General features: G+C 45.5%; 14 protein-coding genes. 7 read left to right on the forward strand and 7 right to left on the reverse strand.

Annotated elements, in window-relative coordinates:
- Positions 1-222 precede the first annotated feature (222 nt).
- Positions 223-2,424, forward strand: a complete 2,202-nt coding sequence (locus JGK16_RS08095) for a transglycosylase SLT domain-containing protein (protein WP_293190169.1) — start codon at positions 223-225, stop codon at positions 2,422-2,424.
- A 360-nt stretch (positions 2,425-2,784) separates the two neighbouring features.
- Here JGK16_RS08095 and JGK16_RS08100 read toward each other — a convergent pair whose 3' ends face one another.
- Entirely contained in the window at positions 2,785-3,282 is a 498-nt protein-coding gene (locus JGK16_RS08100; RefSeq protein ID WP_293181516.1) for a pentapeptide repeat-containing protein, read from the reverse strand.
- A gap of 107 nt (positions 3,283-3,389) precedes the next feature.
- Here JGK16_RS08100 and JGK16_RS08105 point away from each other — a divergent pair, with 107 nt between their 5' ends.
- A complete protein-coding gene (locus JGK16_RS08105; protein WP_293190171.1) occupies positions 3,390-3,755 on the forward strand; it encodes a phage holin family protein in 366 nt (121 codons plus the stop codon).
- Positions 3,756-3,759: 4 nt separating this feature from the next.
- Here JGK16_RS08105 and JGK16_RS08110 read toward each other — a convergent pair whose 3' ends face one another.
- Complete coding sequence (locus tag JGK16_RS08110) at positions 3,760-4,593, reverse strand: cobalamin biosynthesis protein (protein WP_293190173.1); 834 nt, start codon at positions 4,591-4,593, stop codon at positions 3,760-3,762.
- Positions 4,594-4,828: 235 nt separating this feature from the next.
- Here JGK16_RS08110 and JGK16_RS08115 point away from each other — a divergent pair, with 235 nt between their 5' ends.
- Positions 4,829-5,194, forward strand: coding sequence for a hypothetical protein (locus JGK16_RS08115; RefSeq protein ID WP_293181524.1), 366 nt, complete (start codon positions 4,829-4,831; stop codon positions 5,192-5,194).
- An 8-nt stretch (positions 5,195-5,202) separates the two neighbouring features.
- Here JGK16_RS08115 and JGK16_RS08120 read toward each other — a convergent pair whose 3' ends face one another.
- Both JGK16_RS08120 and JGK16_RS08125 read right to left on the reverse strand, forming a co-directional pair.
- A complete protein-coding gene (locus tag JGK16_RS08120; protein WP_293181527.1) occupies positions 5,203-5,724 on the reverse strand; it encodes a GNAT family N-acetyltransferase in 522 nt (173 codons plus the stop codon).
- 296 nt (positions 5,725-6,020) lie between these two features.
- Positions 6,021-6,635, reverse strand: coding sequence for a TetR/AcrR family transcriptional regulator (locus tag JGK16_RS08125; RefSeq protein ID WP_293190175.1), 615 nt, complete (start codon positions 6,633-6,635; stop codon positions 6,021-6,023).
- Positions 6,636-7,122: 487 nt separating this feature from the next.
- On the opposite strand from JGK16_RS08125, the gene JGK16_RS08130 reads away from it, so the two are divergent.
- The 3 genes from JGK16_RS08130 (at position 7,123) to JGK16_RS08140 (ending at position 11,917) form a co-directional block, all read left to right on the forward strand.
- Positions 7,123-8,718: a pitrilysin family protein gene (locus tag JGK16_RS08130; RefSeq protein ID WP_293181533.1), complete on the forward strand. Its 1,596-nt coding sequence runs from the start codon at positions 7,123-7,125 to the stop codon at positions 8,716-8,718.
- 219 nt (positions 8,719-8,937) lie between these two features.
- Positions 8,938-10,419, forward strand: a complete 1,482-nt coding sequence (locus JGK16_RS08135; protein WP_293190177.1) for a pitrilysin family protein — start codon at positions 8,938-8,940, stop codon at positions 10,417-10,419.
- Positions 10,420-10,666: 247 nt separating this feature from the next.
- On the forward strand, positions 10,667-11,917 hold the full coding sequence (locus JGK16_RS08140; RefSeq protein ID WP_293190179.1) for an SAM-dependent methyltransferase: 1,251 nt from the start codon (positions 10,667-10,669) through the stop codon (positions 11,915-11,917).
- A 193-nt stretch (positions 11,918-12,110) separates the two neighbouring features.
- On the opposite strand, the gene JGK16_RS08145 is transcribed toward JGK16_RS08140, so the two are convergent.
- The 3 genes from JGK16_RS08145 to JGK16_RS08155 all read right to left on the reverse strand — a co-directional run bounded on the left by JGK16_RS08145 (position 12,111) and on the right by JGK16_RS08155 (position 14,907).
- Positions 12,111-12,854, reverse strand: a complete 744-nt coding sequence (locus JGK16_RS08145) for a Uma2 family endonuclease (RefSeq protein WP_293190181.1) — start codon at positions 12,852-12,854, stop codon at positions 12,111-12,113.
- Positions 12,855-13,043: 189 nt separating this feature from the next.
- Positions 13,044-14,435 (reverse strand): asparagine--tRNA ligase, encoded by a 1,392-nt coding sequence (gene asnS, locus JGK16_RS08150; protein WP_293190183.1) that lies wholly within the window; start codon positions 14,433-14,435, stop codon positions 13,044-13,046.
- Positions 14,436-14,541: 106 nt separating this feature from the next.
- A complete protein-coding gene (locus tag JGK16_RS08155; protein ID WP_293181554.1) occupies positions 14,542-14,907 on the reverse strand; it encodes a DUF2203 domain-containing protein in 366 nt (121 codons plus the stop codon).
- A gap of 114 nt (positions 14,908-15,021) precedes the next feature.
- Here JGK16_RS08155 and JGK16_RS08160 point away from each other — a divergent pair, with 114 nt between their 5' ends.
- Positions 15,022-15,297, forward strand: coding sequence for a DUF6439 family protein (locus JGK16_RS08160; protein ID WP_293181557.1), 276 nt, complete (start codon positions 15,022-15,024; stop codon positions 15,295-15,297).
- Positions 15,298-15,348: the final 51 nt, after the last annotated feature.

The raw sequence follows: 15,348 nt of genomic DNA on the forward strand, positions 1-15,348 counted from the left end.
GATTTGGTTTTTACCATTGACGGTTAAAGATTTTGAGATCCCGGAGTAGGACGTTCAACCTGTTTCCTCACGTTCTCACGGTCAGCAACCTACGAATACCATAGCAGAAAGCCGTCAAGCGAAGGACGGGGTTTTAAACCCAAATTTCTGATAAATTCTGGTACGATATCAGCCAAGTCCGCTGGCGATCGATTTTCTATTGTTATTTTCTTAAATTTTCCCATGCTAAAGCGACGAAAAACCCGAGTTTCTGTTTTAATTGGCGTTTCAGTTTGCATAATGGCGATCGCCTCTGTGGTTGGTGCGGCGAAATGGATGGGTGTCGGCCCCTTCCAGAAGGCTCAGCGGCCTCGGGATGCAGCGAATTCCGCCTCTGAAGTCAAAATGTTGGTATCGCTGTCACCCAATGAGCGATCGGCAAAATTAGTCGAACTCGCGGGCGATCGATCTGAGAATTCAAACGACAAGCAGCAAATCTCCCCTCAAAGCCGCGCCCGCTACTTACTTGCCAGCGATTTAATCCAGCAAGGAAATGCCACCAAAGCATTAAAATTACTGGAAAATTTAGAGCAAGAATATCCAGTTTTAGCTGCTCAAATTGCCCTCAAACGCGCGCAAGCTTACGAATTGAGCGGCGACAAAGGCAAAGCACAAAAAGCTTGGGAAGAACTGCTTAAAAACTATTCTAGCGATCCAGTATCTGCCGAAGCATTATATGTTATAGGCAAGTCGAAACCAGAATATTGGAAGCAAGCAATTACGGAATTTCCCGCACATCCGCGCAGTGTAGAAATAGCCCGGAAGAAGTTAAAAGAAAATCCCAATCAGCCCGAGTTAATGCTGCTAGTAGCAAAGCACGGTCATTATGTCAAAGATTACGGTACATTATTAGAACAACTGGCGCAGCAAAACAGCGCCACTTTGAAACCCGAAGATTGGGAAGAAATTGCCTTTGGCTATTGGGAAAAACAGGATTACGGCAAAGGAGCGATTGCTTACGGAAAAGCTCCCCGCACCGCCAAAAATGTTTACCGCAAAGCTCGCGGTTTGTGGCTAGACGGTAAAATCCCGGAATCGAGAATTGCCTATCAAGAATTAGTGCGGGATTTCCCCAATGACGAAGATACTGGTATGGGTTTAATCCGGCTGTCACGGCTGAGCGAGCCCAAGGATGCGATCGTGTATCTCGATCGCGCGATCGGCAAATTCCCCGATCGTGCCCCCGAAGCTTTGCTAGATAAATCCAAACTTCTCGACAAAGCAGGTAGCGGTGAATCCGCCTCACAAACCCGCAAGTTGCTATTGACAAAATACAACAATTCTGATACAGCAGCCGAATTGCGTTGGGCGATCGCCCAACAGTATGCCAAAGGCGGAGATTTAAAATCAGCTTGGCAGTGGGCGAGGGAATTAACCACCCACAATCCCGACAGCGAACAAGCACCAGAAGCAGCATTTTGGGTCGGCAAATGGGCAAAGCAACTCGGCCGCGAACAGGATGCCAAGACATCCTTTGAGTACACCATTGTACGCTATCCAGAATCATATTTCGCATGGCGATCGGCAGTATTTCTCGGCTGGCCAGTAGGCGACTTTACCACAGTCCGAGACTTATCTCCCAAGGTAGTGCAACAGCCTCAGCGCCCCGAACCAACCGCCGGATCTCCTGCATTAAAAGAACTGTATCAATTAGGTCAAGATAGAGATGCTTGGACGTTGTGGCAAATAGAATTTACCAACCGCGTCGAACCAACTATAGCCGAACAGTTTACCGACGGTTTAATGCGAATTGGAGTCGGAGACAATTTAGACGGTTTGTGGATGGTGGGGAGTTTGCGCCAGCGGGAAAAACCCGATGATAGAACCCAATACCAAGCACTCAAACAGCAGCCAGCTTATTGGCAAGCCCTTTATCCTTTTCCGTACTTAGAAAACATTACGAAATGGTCGCAAGAACGGAAAATAAATCCTGTTTTAGTGACAGCATTAATCCGGCAAGAATCGCGGTTTATGCCCGGAATTAAATCAGCAGTTGGCGCCACTGGTTTAATGCAGGTAATGCCTGAAACGGCTACTTGGGTAGCAGCAAAAATTAACCTCAAAAAGTATTCACTGGAGAATGTGGACGACAATATTAAACTCGGAACTTGGTATTTGGATCATACTCACGACGAGTACAAGAATAATTCGATGTTAGCTGTGGCGAGTTACAATGCAGGGCCGAATGCGGTAGCAGATTGGTTGAAGAGGTTTAGTTTTAGCGATCCGGATGCTTTTGCGGAAAAGATTCCGTTTCCTGAAACGAAAGGATATGTGAAATCGGTGTTTGAGAATTACTGGAATTATCTGCGGATTTACAATCCAGAAGTTAATCAGTTGATGACTGAACATTATCAGGCTGCTCAGAAAAAAGCCAAGCCTTAATAAATCTGTTTTGAGCTGTCAGGAACAGGCTTTCCTGCCTGTTCCACAATCACATTAATTTTGTCTGTTTATAACTTGTGGGGAGGGCTTCTAGCCCGCCCGGAACAAGCTTTCCCCAGAGTGGTTTTATTATCATAAAAATAGGTACGTAGTTGGGCTTGGGCCCTCTTTAGGCGTATATATTAAACAGGGCTAAAGCCCAACAACGTACCTTCTGTATAAAAATAGGTACGACCTTCTGTATAAAAATAGGTACGTAGTTGGGCTTGGGCCCTCTTTAGGCGTATATATTAAACAGGGCTAAAGCCCAACTACGTACCTTCTGTTCCACAAATTGAAATAATGGGATTATAAAATAAATCAACGACATCCCAAGGAATCGCGAGTGGAAATCCCAGTTTGAGAATTAATTCCGCTGGCTTTACTGCACAATTCTTTAACTTGTGCGCCATCCATAATTGCATCAGTAAAATCAGCACCAGTAATATCAGCTTCATCAAAAGTAGAACGCAACAAAATTGTTTCGACTAAAATGGCATCGCTTAAATCAGCCTTAGTAAATTTAATTTGATCTATCATGGCATTAGTTAAATTTGCGCCGTGTAAATTCGCCTGAGTCATCACCGAAGCGCTCATGATTGCTCCCCGCAAATCGGCATTAGAAAAATTAGTTAAGTCCATATTAGCGTTAGAAAACTCAGCGGCGCGCAGTGTTTGGCCAGAAAAATCGCGTCTGGTCAGTTCGGCATTGCTAAAGGACAGCGGCGGTGGGTAATATTTAGATTGAGCTTGGGCTGCGCGCGGCAGGATGAAGATGGTTAGCGCCAATAGGAATGCTGCTAGTTGCCGGAGTTTCATAAATCTGATGTGGTCGCAAGGTGGGTATTTGGTAGTGTATCCCGAACTTTGGTCGATCGCCTAAACAGCTACAATCTTAATTAATAGTGATGGAGATGAAAAAAGATATGCTAAGTTTTTTCTTAACTTGGATAGTAGCGGCCGTTTCGCTGATCATTACCGCTAACATTGTACCAGGTATTGCGGTGACGAGCTTTCCGGCGGCGATGCTGGCTGCTGTAGTTATCGGATTTGTAAACGCGGTTGTCAGGCCGATTATTACATTGCTGACGCTGCCTTTCAGCATTCTGACTTTAGGTTTGTTTTTGTTTGTGGTGAATGCGATTTCGCTTTCCTTGGCTTCGTGGTTGGCTGGTGCTTTCAGTATCGGTTTTGCGATTAACGGTTTTTGGCCTGCTTTGTTCGGTTCAATTGTGTTGTCGTTGGTTTCTGGGCTGATTGGCCGATTTGTGAATACCGGTGTCGAGCAGTAAGATATTATCCTGGATAGTCGATCGGGCAAACTGCAACGGCTACAGTTACCGCAGAACCCCCCCTAACCCCCCCTTGTAAAGGGAGGGGATTTTTAGTGGAAAATATTTTTTTTGGCACTAAAAGCCTGTTATGGGCGGGCAGGATGCCCACCCCACAAGCAGAATATTCACTCTTTGTGGAACAGGCATCTTGCCTGTTGCTAATAATTGTGGAACAGGCATCTTGCCTGTTGCTGATAATTGTGTAATCTGTTGGTTCGATCGCGCAAAGTGCACTGGCTTCTGCTACGCTGGGCGTTCCCACTGATTTTGCTGCAACATCTGAAGGATTGGGGACTTCAACGGAACTTAAAACATCAGCCGCAAAGGTTTTTAACGGCCAATTTCGCGATCGACAAAGTTCCAGCAAGCCGATTTCGCCTGCTTTAGTGTCTATTGTAGCAATACCTGCGATCGCACTTTCCGCTAAATGATAACTGCGACAGACACTTTGAATCGCAGTTTCGATTAATTCTCGCGAAGTTCGGGCCTTGCAACCTATCCCTACCCACAACACTCTCGGATGCCACTGAACCTTCGGCAAAACAGATTCCGGCGCAAATCTTCTCTGAGTAAAACTAATCCAAATTCGCCCTTTGATAGGTGATATATTTTCCCCATCCCAATACAAACAATGTTTTTCCGGCAGACTGTTTCGCCACAAAGTCGAACCAACTTCTTGAATTACTTCTACAGTTTCCCCTCTCTGCATCGCAGCGGCAACTCCCGTCCAGTCGCCTGTCCCGCGATTCCAACTCCTGGGAATATCTAGCATATCTAACCTAAACTCATCGCTCATTATTCAATTATATATATTCCAATACGGTTCACTTAAGATGGTCATTGCGAGGAACGAAGCAATCGCAATGTATATTTTTCATGAGTTTTCCCTGTTGTCATCTCTTAAGTTAACCGTATTGATATATATTCCGTAGTTTCACTGAGAATCCAATCTTAAAATTTTTTTAACACTCTTTGTTGATTTTTTTTGTATAATCACCTTAGCACAAACTGCAAACAATTAAACATTTAATATGGTAGAACTGAACCAATTACTGTTAGAGTTTGAAAGCAACCTCGCATGGGAAGCAGTGACGCAAGAATGGAAAGAACGTCGCGACAGTTGGGTGAGCGACGTGCAAGCAGCAGTCGATCCGTCACAGTTAGCAAAATTTCTAGTTGAATTGGAATCAGACATCGAGTGGGAAGCGGTGCAAAATCAATGGAAACGGCGCCGGGAAAGTTGGGTAGAAGAATGTCAAGCAGCATCGACTCTTGAAGAAGTATCAAGTTTATTGCTGGAACTAGAAAGCAATACAACTTGGGAAGCATTTATTGATGAATGGCAGGAAAATCGGGATAATTGGGCCAGGCAAATGTACGAGTTTAACGATGAGTAATAATTTACTCAATCAAAATCTATTTTCATAGTCAATGATGTCCCGGCTGTGCGGTTAATTATCTCGCTTCCCTCAATTACTTTAAATCCCGATCGCTCGTACAAATTCAGGGCCCGATTTGAGCTTCTGACACTCAGGGATACCGCTGGATAAGATGCTTTGGCTGCTGGCAACAAATGAGCCAGCAATTGAGTTCCTACACCCTGATTTGTGTATTCTGGAAGAACCGCGATCGCCAATTCCGGGATAGTATCGTCAATCCAGCCAAATCCCTTGTCATCCCCTGGAAATAAACGCAGCCACGCCGCTCCTACTGGCTGGCTGCTGTTCAATTCAATTGCTAGGAAGCCCATATCGCCTGCACGTCCCCAATGCTTGACATATTTCGCAATTAAAGGATGATTCACAACAGCTTCCACCGTTGATTCACCTTCTTCTGCCATGTGCGCCGCTTCGTACAGCATTTGCCACAAAAAAGGCTCGTCTTCCTGCGTTAGCGGCCTAATAGAATAGTCTAAGATTTTTTCCATAAGGTAGAAGAAAGTTAGGCAAAGGATTCGCTCGACGGATTTAACAAATGCGTGGAAGAATAAAGAAGGAAAAAAACCGAACTACTAATGACCAATGATTAATGACGTTCGCGAGCGGGGACGATCGCGCTAATAACGTTCGCGAGCGGGGACGATCGCGCTAATAACGTTCGCGAGCGGGGACGATCGCGCTAATGACAACTGACAACTGACAACTGACAACTGACAACTAACCACTAACCACTAACCACTAACCACTAACCACTAACCACTAACAACTAACCACTGCCAACTGACTAATCCTTAACTAAAACCCCATTCAGAAAAATATCTGCCAATCCTTCCGCCATTTCCTGCATTTCCTGCGGGGAAGCATTCGGCTCCATAATTGTATTCTGACTGAAACCGGCGACGGCAAACATTCCCAAAAATACTTGAGCGACAATTTTTGGATTCATCTTCCGATAAACTCCTTTTTCCATCGCCGTTTCAAAAAAAGCCTCAGCCACAATACTCATTTTTCCGATGACTTCCAACTGAATTTTGTCGCGCAAATCGGGATGAAACTGCGCCTCCAAAAAACATACCCGCATCATATCGCTATTCTCGCGGATATTTAGCATCCGCCTCCGCATCACTTGAGCCACTGCTTTGTAACTACCCATCTCGCTCAATTCCGTCAGCAAATCTGTCAGCAACTCCACCCATCCTTCCGTCGCCACCTCAACCAAAATCGCTTTTTTATTATCAAAATGCCGAAATAGCGTACCCTCCGCCACCCCCGCCGCCGCTGCTAAATCCCGAGTTGTCGTACCGTCGTATCCGCTGCGGGCAAATAACCGCTGAGCTGCTTGTAAAATTCGCTTCTTGGTTTCTGTTTCTGAAGGAGGAGACTGATTAAAAATTCGCATGGCTTTGGAATGGGTAATTGGCGATTTAAGTAGAAGGAAGAAGGAAGAAGGAAGAAGGAAGAAGGAGGAAGACATACACAGCAAGCTTTTAAGCGAGCCGTATTTTACGTTTGATTAGGTTCATGCACTTGGAACTGCGGGTTTGGGGCGGGCGGGCGAAATAATGTTAAGTTTTAAGTAGTGCGCGACTTTAATCTTAAACTGGAAGTGGCGCAACAGATCGCTTATGCCCCCAAAAATCTTTATGCTTAAAAAGCATCTCTTGTTATTCGGCATAAACTTCTTGCCGTTTGACAATCCAAAATCCAAAATCTAAAATCTAAAATCGAATGACCCTTTTTGAGATTTGCTGTATCAGCCTAACATCTGTGGCGCAACAGATCGCTTATGCCTCAAAAAATCTTTATCCTTAAACAAGAATCTCTTGTATTCGGCACAAACCTCAGGTTTGACAATCCAAAATCTAAAATCTAAAATCTAAAATCGAATGATCCCGCAGTTCCAAAAACCACGCGCGGCGAAGCGATCCCTTAGGGAATCGCCCAAACCCAAAACTCGATTCATTGCCTCCCTACTCGCCGCTGTGCTGCTGTGGTGGGGAATTTCCCCCGAAATCGCCCTCGCTCGCGAGAACCCCGCTAGCGGCTCGCAATTAGTGTCTGTGCAACCGTCGCTCGATCGCGTAATCAAGCAAGTCACCGAATTTAAGCTCGACAATGGCATGACATTCGTGGTGCTCGAAAGGCCCAGATCCCCGGTAGCATCGTTTCTGATTCACGCCGACGTGGGAGGCGCCAACGAACCAGAGGGCCAAACCGGAGTCGCTCACTATCTCGAACATTTAGCTTTTAAAGGTACGCCCAAAATCGGCACAACCGACTACAAAGCCGAAAAGCCGCTGCTAGAAAAACAAGATAAACTCTTCGAGCAAATGCAAGCAGCGAAGGCGATCGGCAAAACTGAAGAAATCGCCAAATTCAAAGCAGAATTTGACAAGGTTGAATCCGAAGCTTTGCAATTTGTCAAGCGCAATGAATTCGGTAAAATTGTCGAACAAGCAGGCGGAGTTGGACTAAATGCCGCTACTTCTATCGACTCGACAATGTATTTTTACAGTCTGCCAGCTAACAAGTTAGAACTGTGGATGTCGCTAGAATCCGAGCGTTTTTTAGAGCCTGTTTTTCGGGAATTTTACAAGGAAAAACAGGTAATTTTAGAAGAACGGAGGCTGCGAACTGAGAATTCGGCGATCGGGCAAATGGTCGAAGTTTTTGCTGACAAAGCTTTCTCTGTTCATCCTTACCGTCGCCCGGTGATTGGCTACACTGAAGATATTAAGAACCTCACCCGCAGCCAGGTGCAGAATTTTTTCGATAGTCACTATATCCCCAGCAAGCTGACTGTGGCGGTGGTAGGAGACGTTAAAGCTGCGGAGGTGAAGCGTCTTGCTCAAATTTATTTCGGCCGCTACAAGGCGAAACCAGCACCTCCTGAATTGCAAATTGTGGAGCCTCCGCAAACACAAACGAAGGAAGTGACGCTGAAGTTAAAAACTCAACCTTGGTATTTGGAAGGATACCACAGGCCGGCGATGAATCATCCTGACAATGCGGTTTATGAAATCATTGGTTCTTTACTCAGCAGCGGCCGCACTTCTCGGCTTTATAAGTCTTTGGTTGAACAACAGCAATTGGCGCTAGCTGCTCAAGGTTTTAGCGGTTATCCGGGGGAAAAGTACCCGAATTTGATGCTGTTTTACGCTCAAACTGCTCCGGGTAAGACGGTTGATGAGGTGGCGGTGGCTTTGAGTAAGGAAATCGATCGCCTAAAAACTGATCCGGTGTCTGCTTTGGAGTTGGAACGGGTGAAGACTCAGGCGAGGGCTGGTTTATTGCGATCGCTCAATTCTAATATGGGCATGGCATTTTCGCTGCTGGACTATCAAGTAAAAACTGGTTCGTGGAAAAATCTGTTTAAGCAATTAGATGCGATCGCTGCTGTTGCTCCCGCTGACATTCAGCGAGTAGCTAAGGCAACTTTCCGCCCGGAAAATCGCACGATTGGTAAGCTTTTGTCGCTGTAAGAAGAAGCCTCGATTTGGACTCGGCGGTTGAAACCGCGACTATACAAACTAAGTCTGCCTCCGCAGACTAGGAAATAGACTCGCACTCAGACTCGGCGGTTGAAACCGCGACTATACAAACTAAGTCTGCCTCCGCAGACTAGGAAATAGACTCGCATCTAGGGCAGGTACAGAGCACCGCCCCTACGCTATTTCACGATATCAAACTTAGGAGAAAGCATGAAAAGGAGTAAATTGAGACTGAAAAAAGTAAAGTTATTTCTGCTGTCGCTTTGCTTTTTTACTGTTTCACTTGCCACGTTTAATTTGTTGCCTTCCTTAGCGGCTGGGCCGAAGCACTACGATGAATTAAAATTCCCGCCGGTGCCAGAAATTAAACTGCCTAAATACACTCGCTTCGAGCTAAAAAATGGCATCCGAGTCTATCTGATGGAAGATAGAGAACTCCCGTTAGTTGGGGGAACGGCGCTATTTCGCACGGGCGATCGTTTTGAACCTGCTGATAAAATTGGATTGGGAGGTTTGACGGGAGAAGTGATGCGAACTGGTGGCACGAGTCGCCATACGGCTGATGAATTAAATCAGTTGCTAGAACAGCGGGCAGCTTCTGTAGAAACGGGGATTGATGTTGCTTCTGGGAACGCTAATTTTAGTGCTTTAGCTGAAGATGTGGAACCTGTATTTGACTTGTTTGCTGAAGTGATTCGGGAGCCAATTTTTGCTAAGGAAAAGTTGGATTTAGCTAAGAATCAAGAGCAAGGTGGCATCGCCCGTCGCAACGACGATCCTAACGATATTACGGGCCGCGAGTTTCAAAAGTTGATTTATGGCGATCGCAGTCCCTACGCGCGCACAGCAGAATACAAGACTATTGCCAATATTTCCCGCGACGATTTGGTGGGTTTCTACCAGAAGTATTTCCACCCGAAGAATATGATTTTGGGTATTTCTGGCGATTTTGATACGGCTAAAATGCGATCGCTCGTGGAGCAAAAATTCGGCAACTGGGTACCGACTAAAAGTGCAGAAATGCCTGCGCTACCAGCGGTAACGCCGGCGAATCAAGGCGGCATATTTTTGGTAAATCAACCGCAATTGAGTCAAAGTTACGTGCAGATGGGGCATTTGGGCGGGATGTTGAACAGCCCAGATTACGGTGCTTTGGACGTGATGAATGGGGTTATGAACGGTTTTGGCGGGCGTTTGTTCAATAATGTGCGATCGCGCCAAGGCTTAGCCTACAGTGTTTACGCGGCTTGGAGTCCGAGATTTGACTATCCAGGGACGTTTGTGGCTGGAGGCCAAACGCGATCGGACGCGACAGTACCGTTTATCAAAGCAATCCGCGCTGAGATCGATCGAATCCGCACCGAACCAATTACCGCCGAAGAATTAGCTTTTGCTAAAGATTCCACCCTCAATTCTTTCATCTTCAAATTTGAAAATCCCAGTCAAACATTGTCGCGACTAATGCGCTACGAATACTACGGTTATCCCGAAGATTTCATTTTTCGGTACCGCCGCAGCGTCGAAGCAGCCACAATTGCCGACGTGCAGCGTGTAGCTAAGACTTACTTGAAACCGGAGAATTTGGTAACATTAGTAGTGGGAAATACTGCGGGAATTCAACCGCCGTTATCGAGCTTAGGAACTTCTGTAAAAGTGCAATCTGTTGATATCACCATTCCGTCGGCGACTTAATATACCTCTTGCAAAAGTCAAATTTACCCCCCTTAGTCCCCCCTCCCGCGGGGGGGAAACAAGAATAATCTTGCTCCCTCCCCTTAATAAGGGGAGGGTTGGGGTGGGGTGCGTTGGATTTTTGCAAGAGTTCTAATCGATGATTCGTGTGACGCACCAGACTATTGTGTGGTGCGTCACTGCGAGATTGTGGATCTAATTTGTAAATTTTCGATGGCAACGCACGCTACCGCTACTAAATAATATAATGAATATCAACACGCAAGAGCAATTCGAGTTAATTCTAGGTTCTAGTATAGAAAATCAAGAATTTATCAGATTAACTTTAGGAAAATATCGAGGAAAAGAAGACGGCTTAACTAAAATCATTGTGAGAAGCGTACAATTAAAATCCAGCATAAAACTTTCTTTTACCTATAGCTACAAAACTAAGGAAATAGTAAAAAATTACCTAATTGCAGAGGGAATAAATTTAATCAAAACCCTGACGGGAAGTGAATTTATGAGTATTAGATTATTCTCGCTGACGCAGGATGTCCAACTTGAATATGGCAAAGATAAAAAACCAAAACTTAAATTTATTAAGCCTACTTTCACCAATCCTGTTGATACGGTTCCGCAGGAACACGATCGCAATAAAAAACGGTATATTCAATCAGAAAACAATTTATATCTCACAGCATTAGGTATTACCAACAGTCAAGGTAATATCGTAAAAACAATGGAAGATAAGTTTAGACAGATAAATAAGTTTGTAGAAATTATAAATAGCTTAATTGAATCATCAGGATTGGCAGCGAAAAGTCATATCTCTGTAGTTGACATGGGTTCAGGCAAAGGATACTTAACATTCGCAATCTATGATTTTCTGAACAATATTTTAGACAAAGAAGCATCAGTTATTGGTATAGAAAGCAGAATCCATTTAGTGGATTTTTGTAACTCTGTCGCCCAATCAGTTGAGTTTAAAAATTTACATTTCAAACAAGGCAATATCAGTAACTATAGCGCAGAAAAATCAGACATAACCATCGCACTTCATGCGTGTGATACTGCAACAGATGATGCAATTTATAAAGGGATACAATCTGATTCTTCTTTGATTATCCTAGCACCATGCTGTCACAAGCAAGTTAGGAAACAAATTCATCCGAATATGGTTTTGAAGGATCTGCTGAAGTCTGGCATTTTGCTAGAGAGGCAATCGGAAATAGTGACTGATGGATTAAGAGCGCTTTTACTTGAATTGTCTGGCTACAAAACCAAGGTTTTTGAGTTTATAGCGGCTGAACATACGAGTAAGAATATAATGATTGTGGGAATCAAAAGCAATCAGAGTATCAACAAGGAGCAGATTCTTGGACAAATCCAAGAAATTAAAAAACTTTATGGAATAAAGTTTCACTATTTAGAAACTTTACTATTTCCCGATCTCTTTCTTTCCCCCGATCTAGCTACTATAATTAATACTGAGTCGGTAGGCGATCGGGCTATATAGCAATCCTAAATCATTTGTGAATTTCTTACTCCCTCCCCGCGGGTTCGAGGAGGGTTGGGGAGGGGTAAAAATTTTACGACTCCTGCAAGGATTGCTATAATACCAATTTGAACCCGATCGCATTCAAGCAGTAAGGCTGGGTTTGAAGCGCCGTAGGGTCAATTTGGATTGAGTAGCGGCCCGATCGCCCGATTCATGTCAGCCGATCGGGATCGACACCCAACTCCCGCAACTTTGCCGCCAATACCTCCGCCCGCTGGCGTTCCTGTTGGGCCAGCAGGCGTTCCTGTTGGGCCTGTTCCGAACTCCACAGCAGCAAATTTCCAGCTTCATCCCACCAGCGCAGCCAATTCATAGTTTGTCCCAAACGTTCCCCCCGCCAAATCCCCAGCCATAAATCTAACTCTGGAATCCGCACCCGTCCCTGTGCATCAGCAGCCTGCTTTTCATAGCGCCCATTTTGCAGATAGCGCACTTCCAGCTTGGGCTCGTAGGGGTCGTAGGTAACATAGGTAGGCACTTGCAGAATCTGCTCGTAGAAGTAGAGCTTGCCGTAGGGAGGAGTCGATCGCACAGACAATTCGCCGTAATCTTCATTAGACAAAAACTCCATCACCACCGATATCGGCGCACCCTCCAGATTCGGCGTGTAGCTGCGGCGAATCGTCCCCTCAGCAACTGGATGCACTTGTGGCACGTAAAACCAATCGGGTGCTTTAACTACAGTTTTCTGATTGATAGTCGCTACCAGTCCAAAATTGGAACCAATTAGGGCGAGTCCAATAAGTCCGGCGGCCCCCAGAGCATCGGTGAGAGAGGCAGCAAGGGGCGGTTGTTGAATATTTTCCACAGGATCGTCCGGTAAAATAAAGTCGGCTGGTAGGGCTTCCCAGGTGACAGTTGGTGCTTTGGAACTCGACGGAATTTGAAGAACCATGAGCCTATACCATGTTAGATTTTAGATTTGAGATGGGAAAAGAAGACGCTCGCGGTTGAAACCGCGTCTATACAGACCAAACCCGAGCTCAGAGGGGTTAAATAACGCGCTGTGAAGATTATGTTATTGTCTTCAGTCCGCGGAGGCGGACTTTGTTTTTGTAGGCGCGGTTTCAACCGCCGTCTGCATCTAAAAATCAATAGTCAAAGGTGCTCTCGGAAACGGAATTACATCCCGAATATTCCCCATCCCAGTCATAAACTGCACCAACCGTTCAAACCCCAAACCAAAGCCAGCGTGAGGTACAGTACCGTAGCGGCGCAAATCCAAATACCACCACAACTCCTCCTTATTCATACCCTGCGCGTCCATGCGCCGCTCCAACACATCGAGCCGTTCTTCCCGCTGCGAACCGCCGATAATTTCCCCAATATTCGGAGCCAAAACATCCATCGCTCGCACCGTTTTCTCGTCCTCATTTAAGCGCATATAAAATGCTTTAATCCCGACGGGATAATCGCTGACAATAGTCGGCTTTTTAAACAAGTCCTCAGCCAAATAGCGCTCGTGTTCCGATTGCAAATCTAAGCCCCAGCTTACCGGAAAATCAAACTTTTTGTCAGCTTTTTCCAAAAGTGCGATCGCCTCCGTGTAAGTAATTCGCTCAAACTGATTGTTAATAATATTTTCAGCAGTCGCCAAAACAGTCTTATCAATCCGCTCGTTGAAAAACTCCATATCCTCCGGACAATGCTCCAAAACAAAGTTAAAAATGTACTTTAAAAACGCCTCAGCCAAATCCATATTACCCTGCAAATCGCAGAAAGCCATCTCCGGTTCAATCATCCAAAACTCAGCTAAATGCCGCGAAGTATTGGAATTCTCCGCTCGGAAAGTCGGGCCAAAAGTGTAAACATTACCGAAAGCCATTGCCATAACTTCCGCTTCCAACTGGCCGCTAACTGTTAAATAGGCGCGCTTCCCAAAAAAGTCTTTCGCATAATCAACTTCTTGCGAATCAGTACGCGGCACATTCTTTAAATCGAAGTTAGTAACGGCGAACATTTCCCCCGCACCTTCGCAGTCGCTAGCAGCCAAAATCGGAGTGTGAACCCACAAAAAACCGCGCTCTTGAAAAAATTGGTGTACCGCCGCCGAACAAGCATTGCGGACTCGAAAAACAGCGCCGTGGGTGTTTGTGCGCGGCCGCAAATGGGCGATTGTCCGCAAAAATTCCAAGGAATGGCGCTTTTTCTGGAGCGGATAAGTTTGCGGGTCTGCTTCGCCGTAAACTTGTACTTGTGAAGCTTTCAACTCAATTCGCTGTCCCTTCGCGGGAGATGCCACCAGCACTCCTGAAACTTCTACAGATGCACCTGTATTGATTTGTTTGAGTATATTTTCAAAGTCGGGCAAATCAGCATTAATGACTACTTGCAAGTTAGCCATCGCCGAACCATCGTTGACTTCGACAAAGGCAAATTCTTTTAACTCGCGTTTAGTACGAACCCAGCCTTGAATGGTTACAGTTTCGTCTGGTTCGCCGGCGCGCAAAATTGCTGCAATTCGTTGATTTGTCATATCCAATCCTGTTTATTTAATATTTTGCACCATAATTCTCTCTTTTCTCTTCCTCTGCGCCCTCTGCGCCCTCTGCGGTAAAAAAAATCATAACTCCTAACATAATTCAACCGACATAGGATTTCAAAATCCAACCGAGCAAAATACCGAGTCCCCCAAAGCGAACCGCTTGCCAAAAAGGTTGTTTTATGCTTCCCCAAGAAAACAGGCTGCTTTCTAAATTTAACTCGATCGTTTCCAGTTCTTGTTCAATTTCCCGCAATTCTTTCTTGAGTTGCGGTAATGGGTTTTGGCGCAGAGACTGGCGGACATCTTCTCGCCGGTTGCCGAGTTCGGCTTGGCGCTGGCGATCGCACTGAATCTGAGTGTAACGCTCTTTGACTGCTGCGAGCGATCGCTCCACTGCTGCGATCGCCTGCACAAACTCATTTTCTGAATCTTCCCGATTTAACTCTGACGGCTGTTGAGGCATTTCGATCTGCAAACCCGACAATACTGAAAAAAACAATTCCCAATTAACTTGTTATTATATGCAGTATATTTTTTCAATTCAGAAACCGCAGCCAAATAGCTATAATTGCCATCTATGCTTGAAACTACACAAACAACCCAAACTGTCAACCTCAACGAGCTGAGCACAGTAGAACTGGCTCAAGCCCTCGCAGCCCGCCTCGCCATTTCCGAAAGAGATTGGCACCGCCTCAAAGCCAACCGTTCCGCCCGGGCCGGAGAGCAAGCCGCGGCCGCTTTGGTCTTTTTGCTGAAAAATCAGCCCGAAGAAGCTCTGCCGCGCTTAAACCAAGCAGCAGGATGGCTGGATCGATCGATCTGTGCACCTCCGTGCCCGACTCACGGCAAATAATTTTGACTCTTGAGTTAAATATTTGACTAGAGTCCAAAACTCAAAGAATCG

Origin of the sequence: Microcoleus sp. PH2017_09_SFU_O_A, assembly GCF_020738625.1 — a bacterium.
Lineage (GTDB): Bacteria > Cyanobacteriota > Cyanobacteriia > Cyanobacteriales > Microcoleaceae > Microcoleus.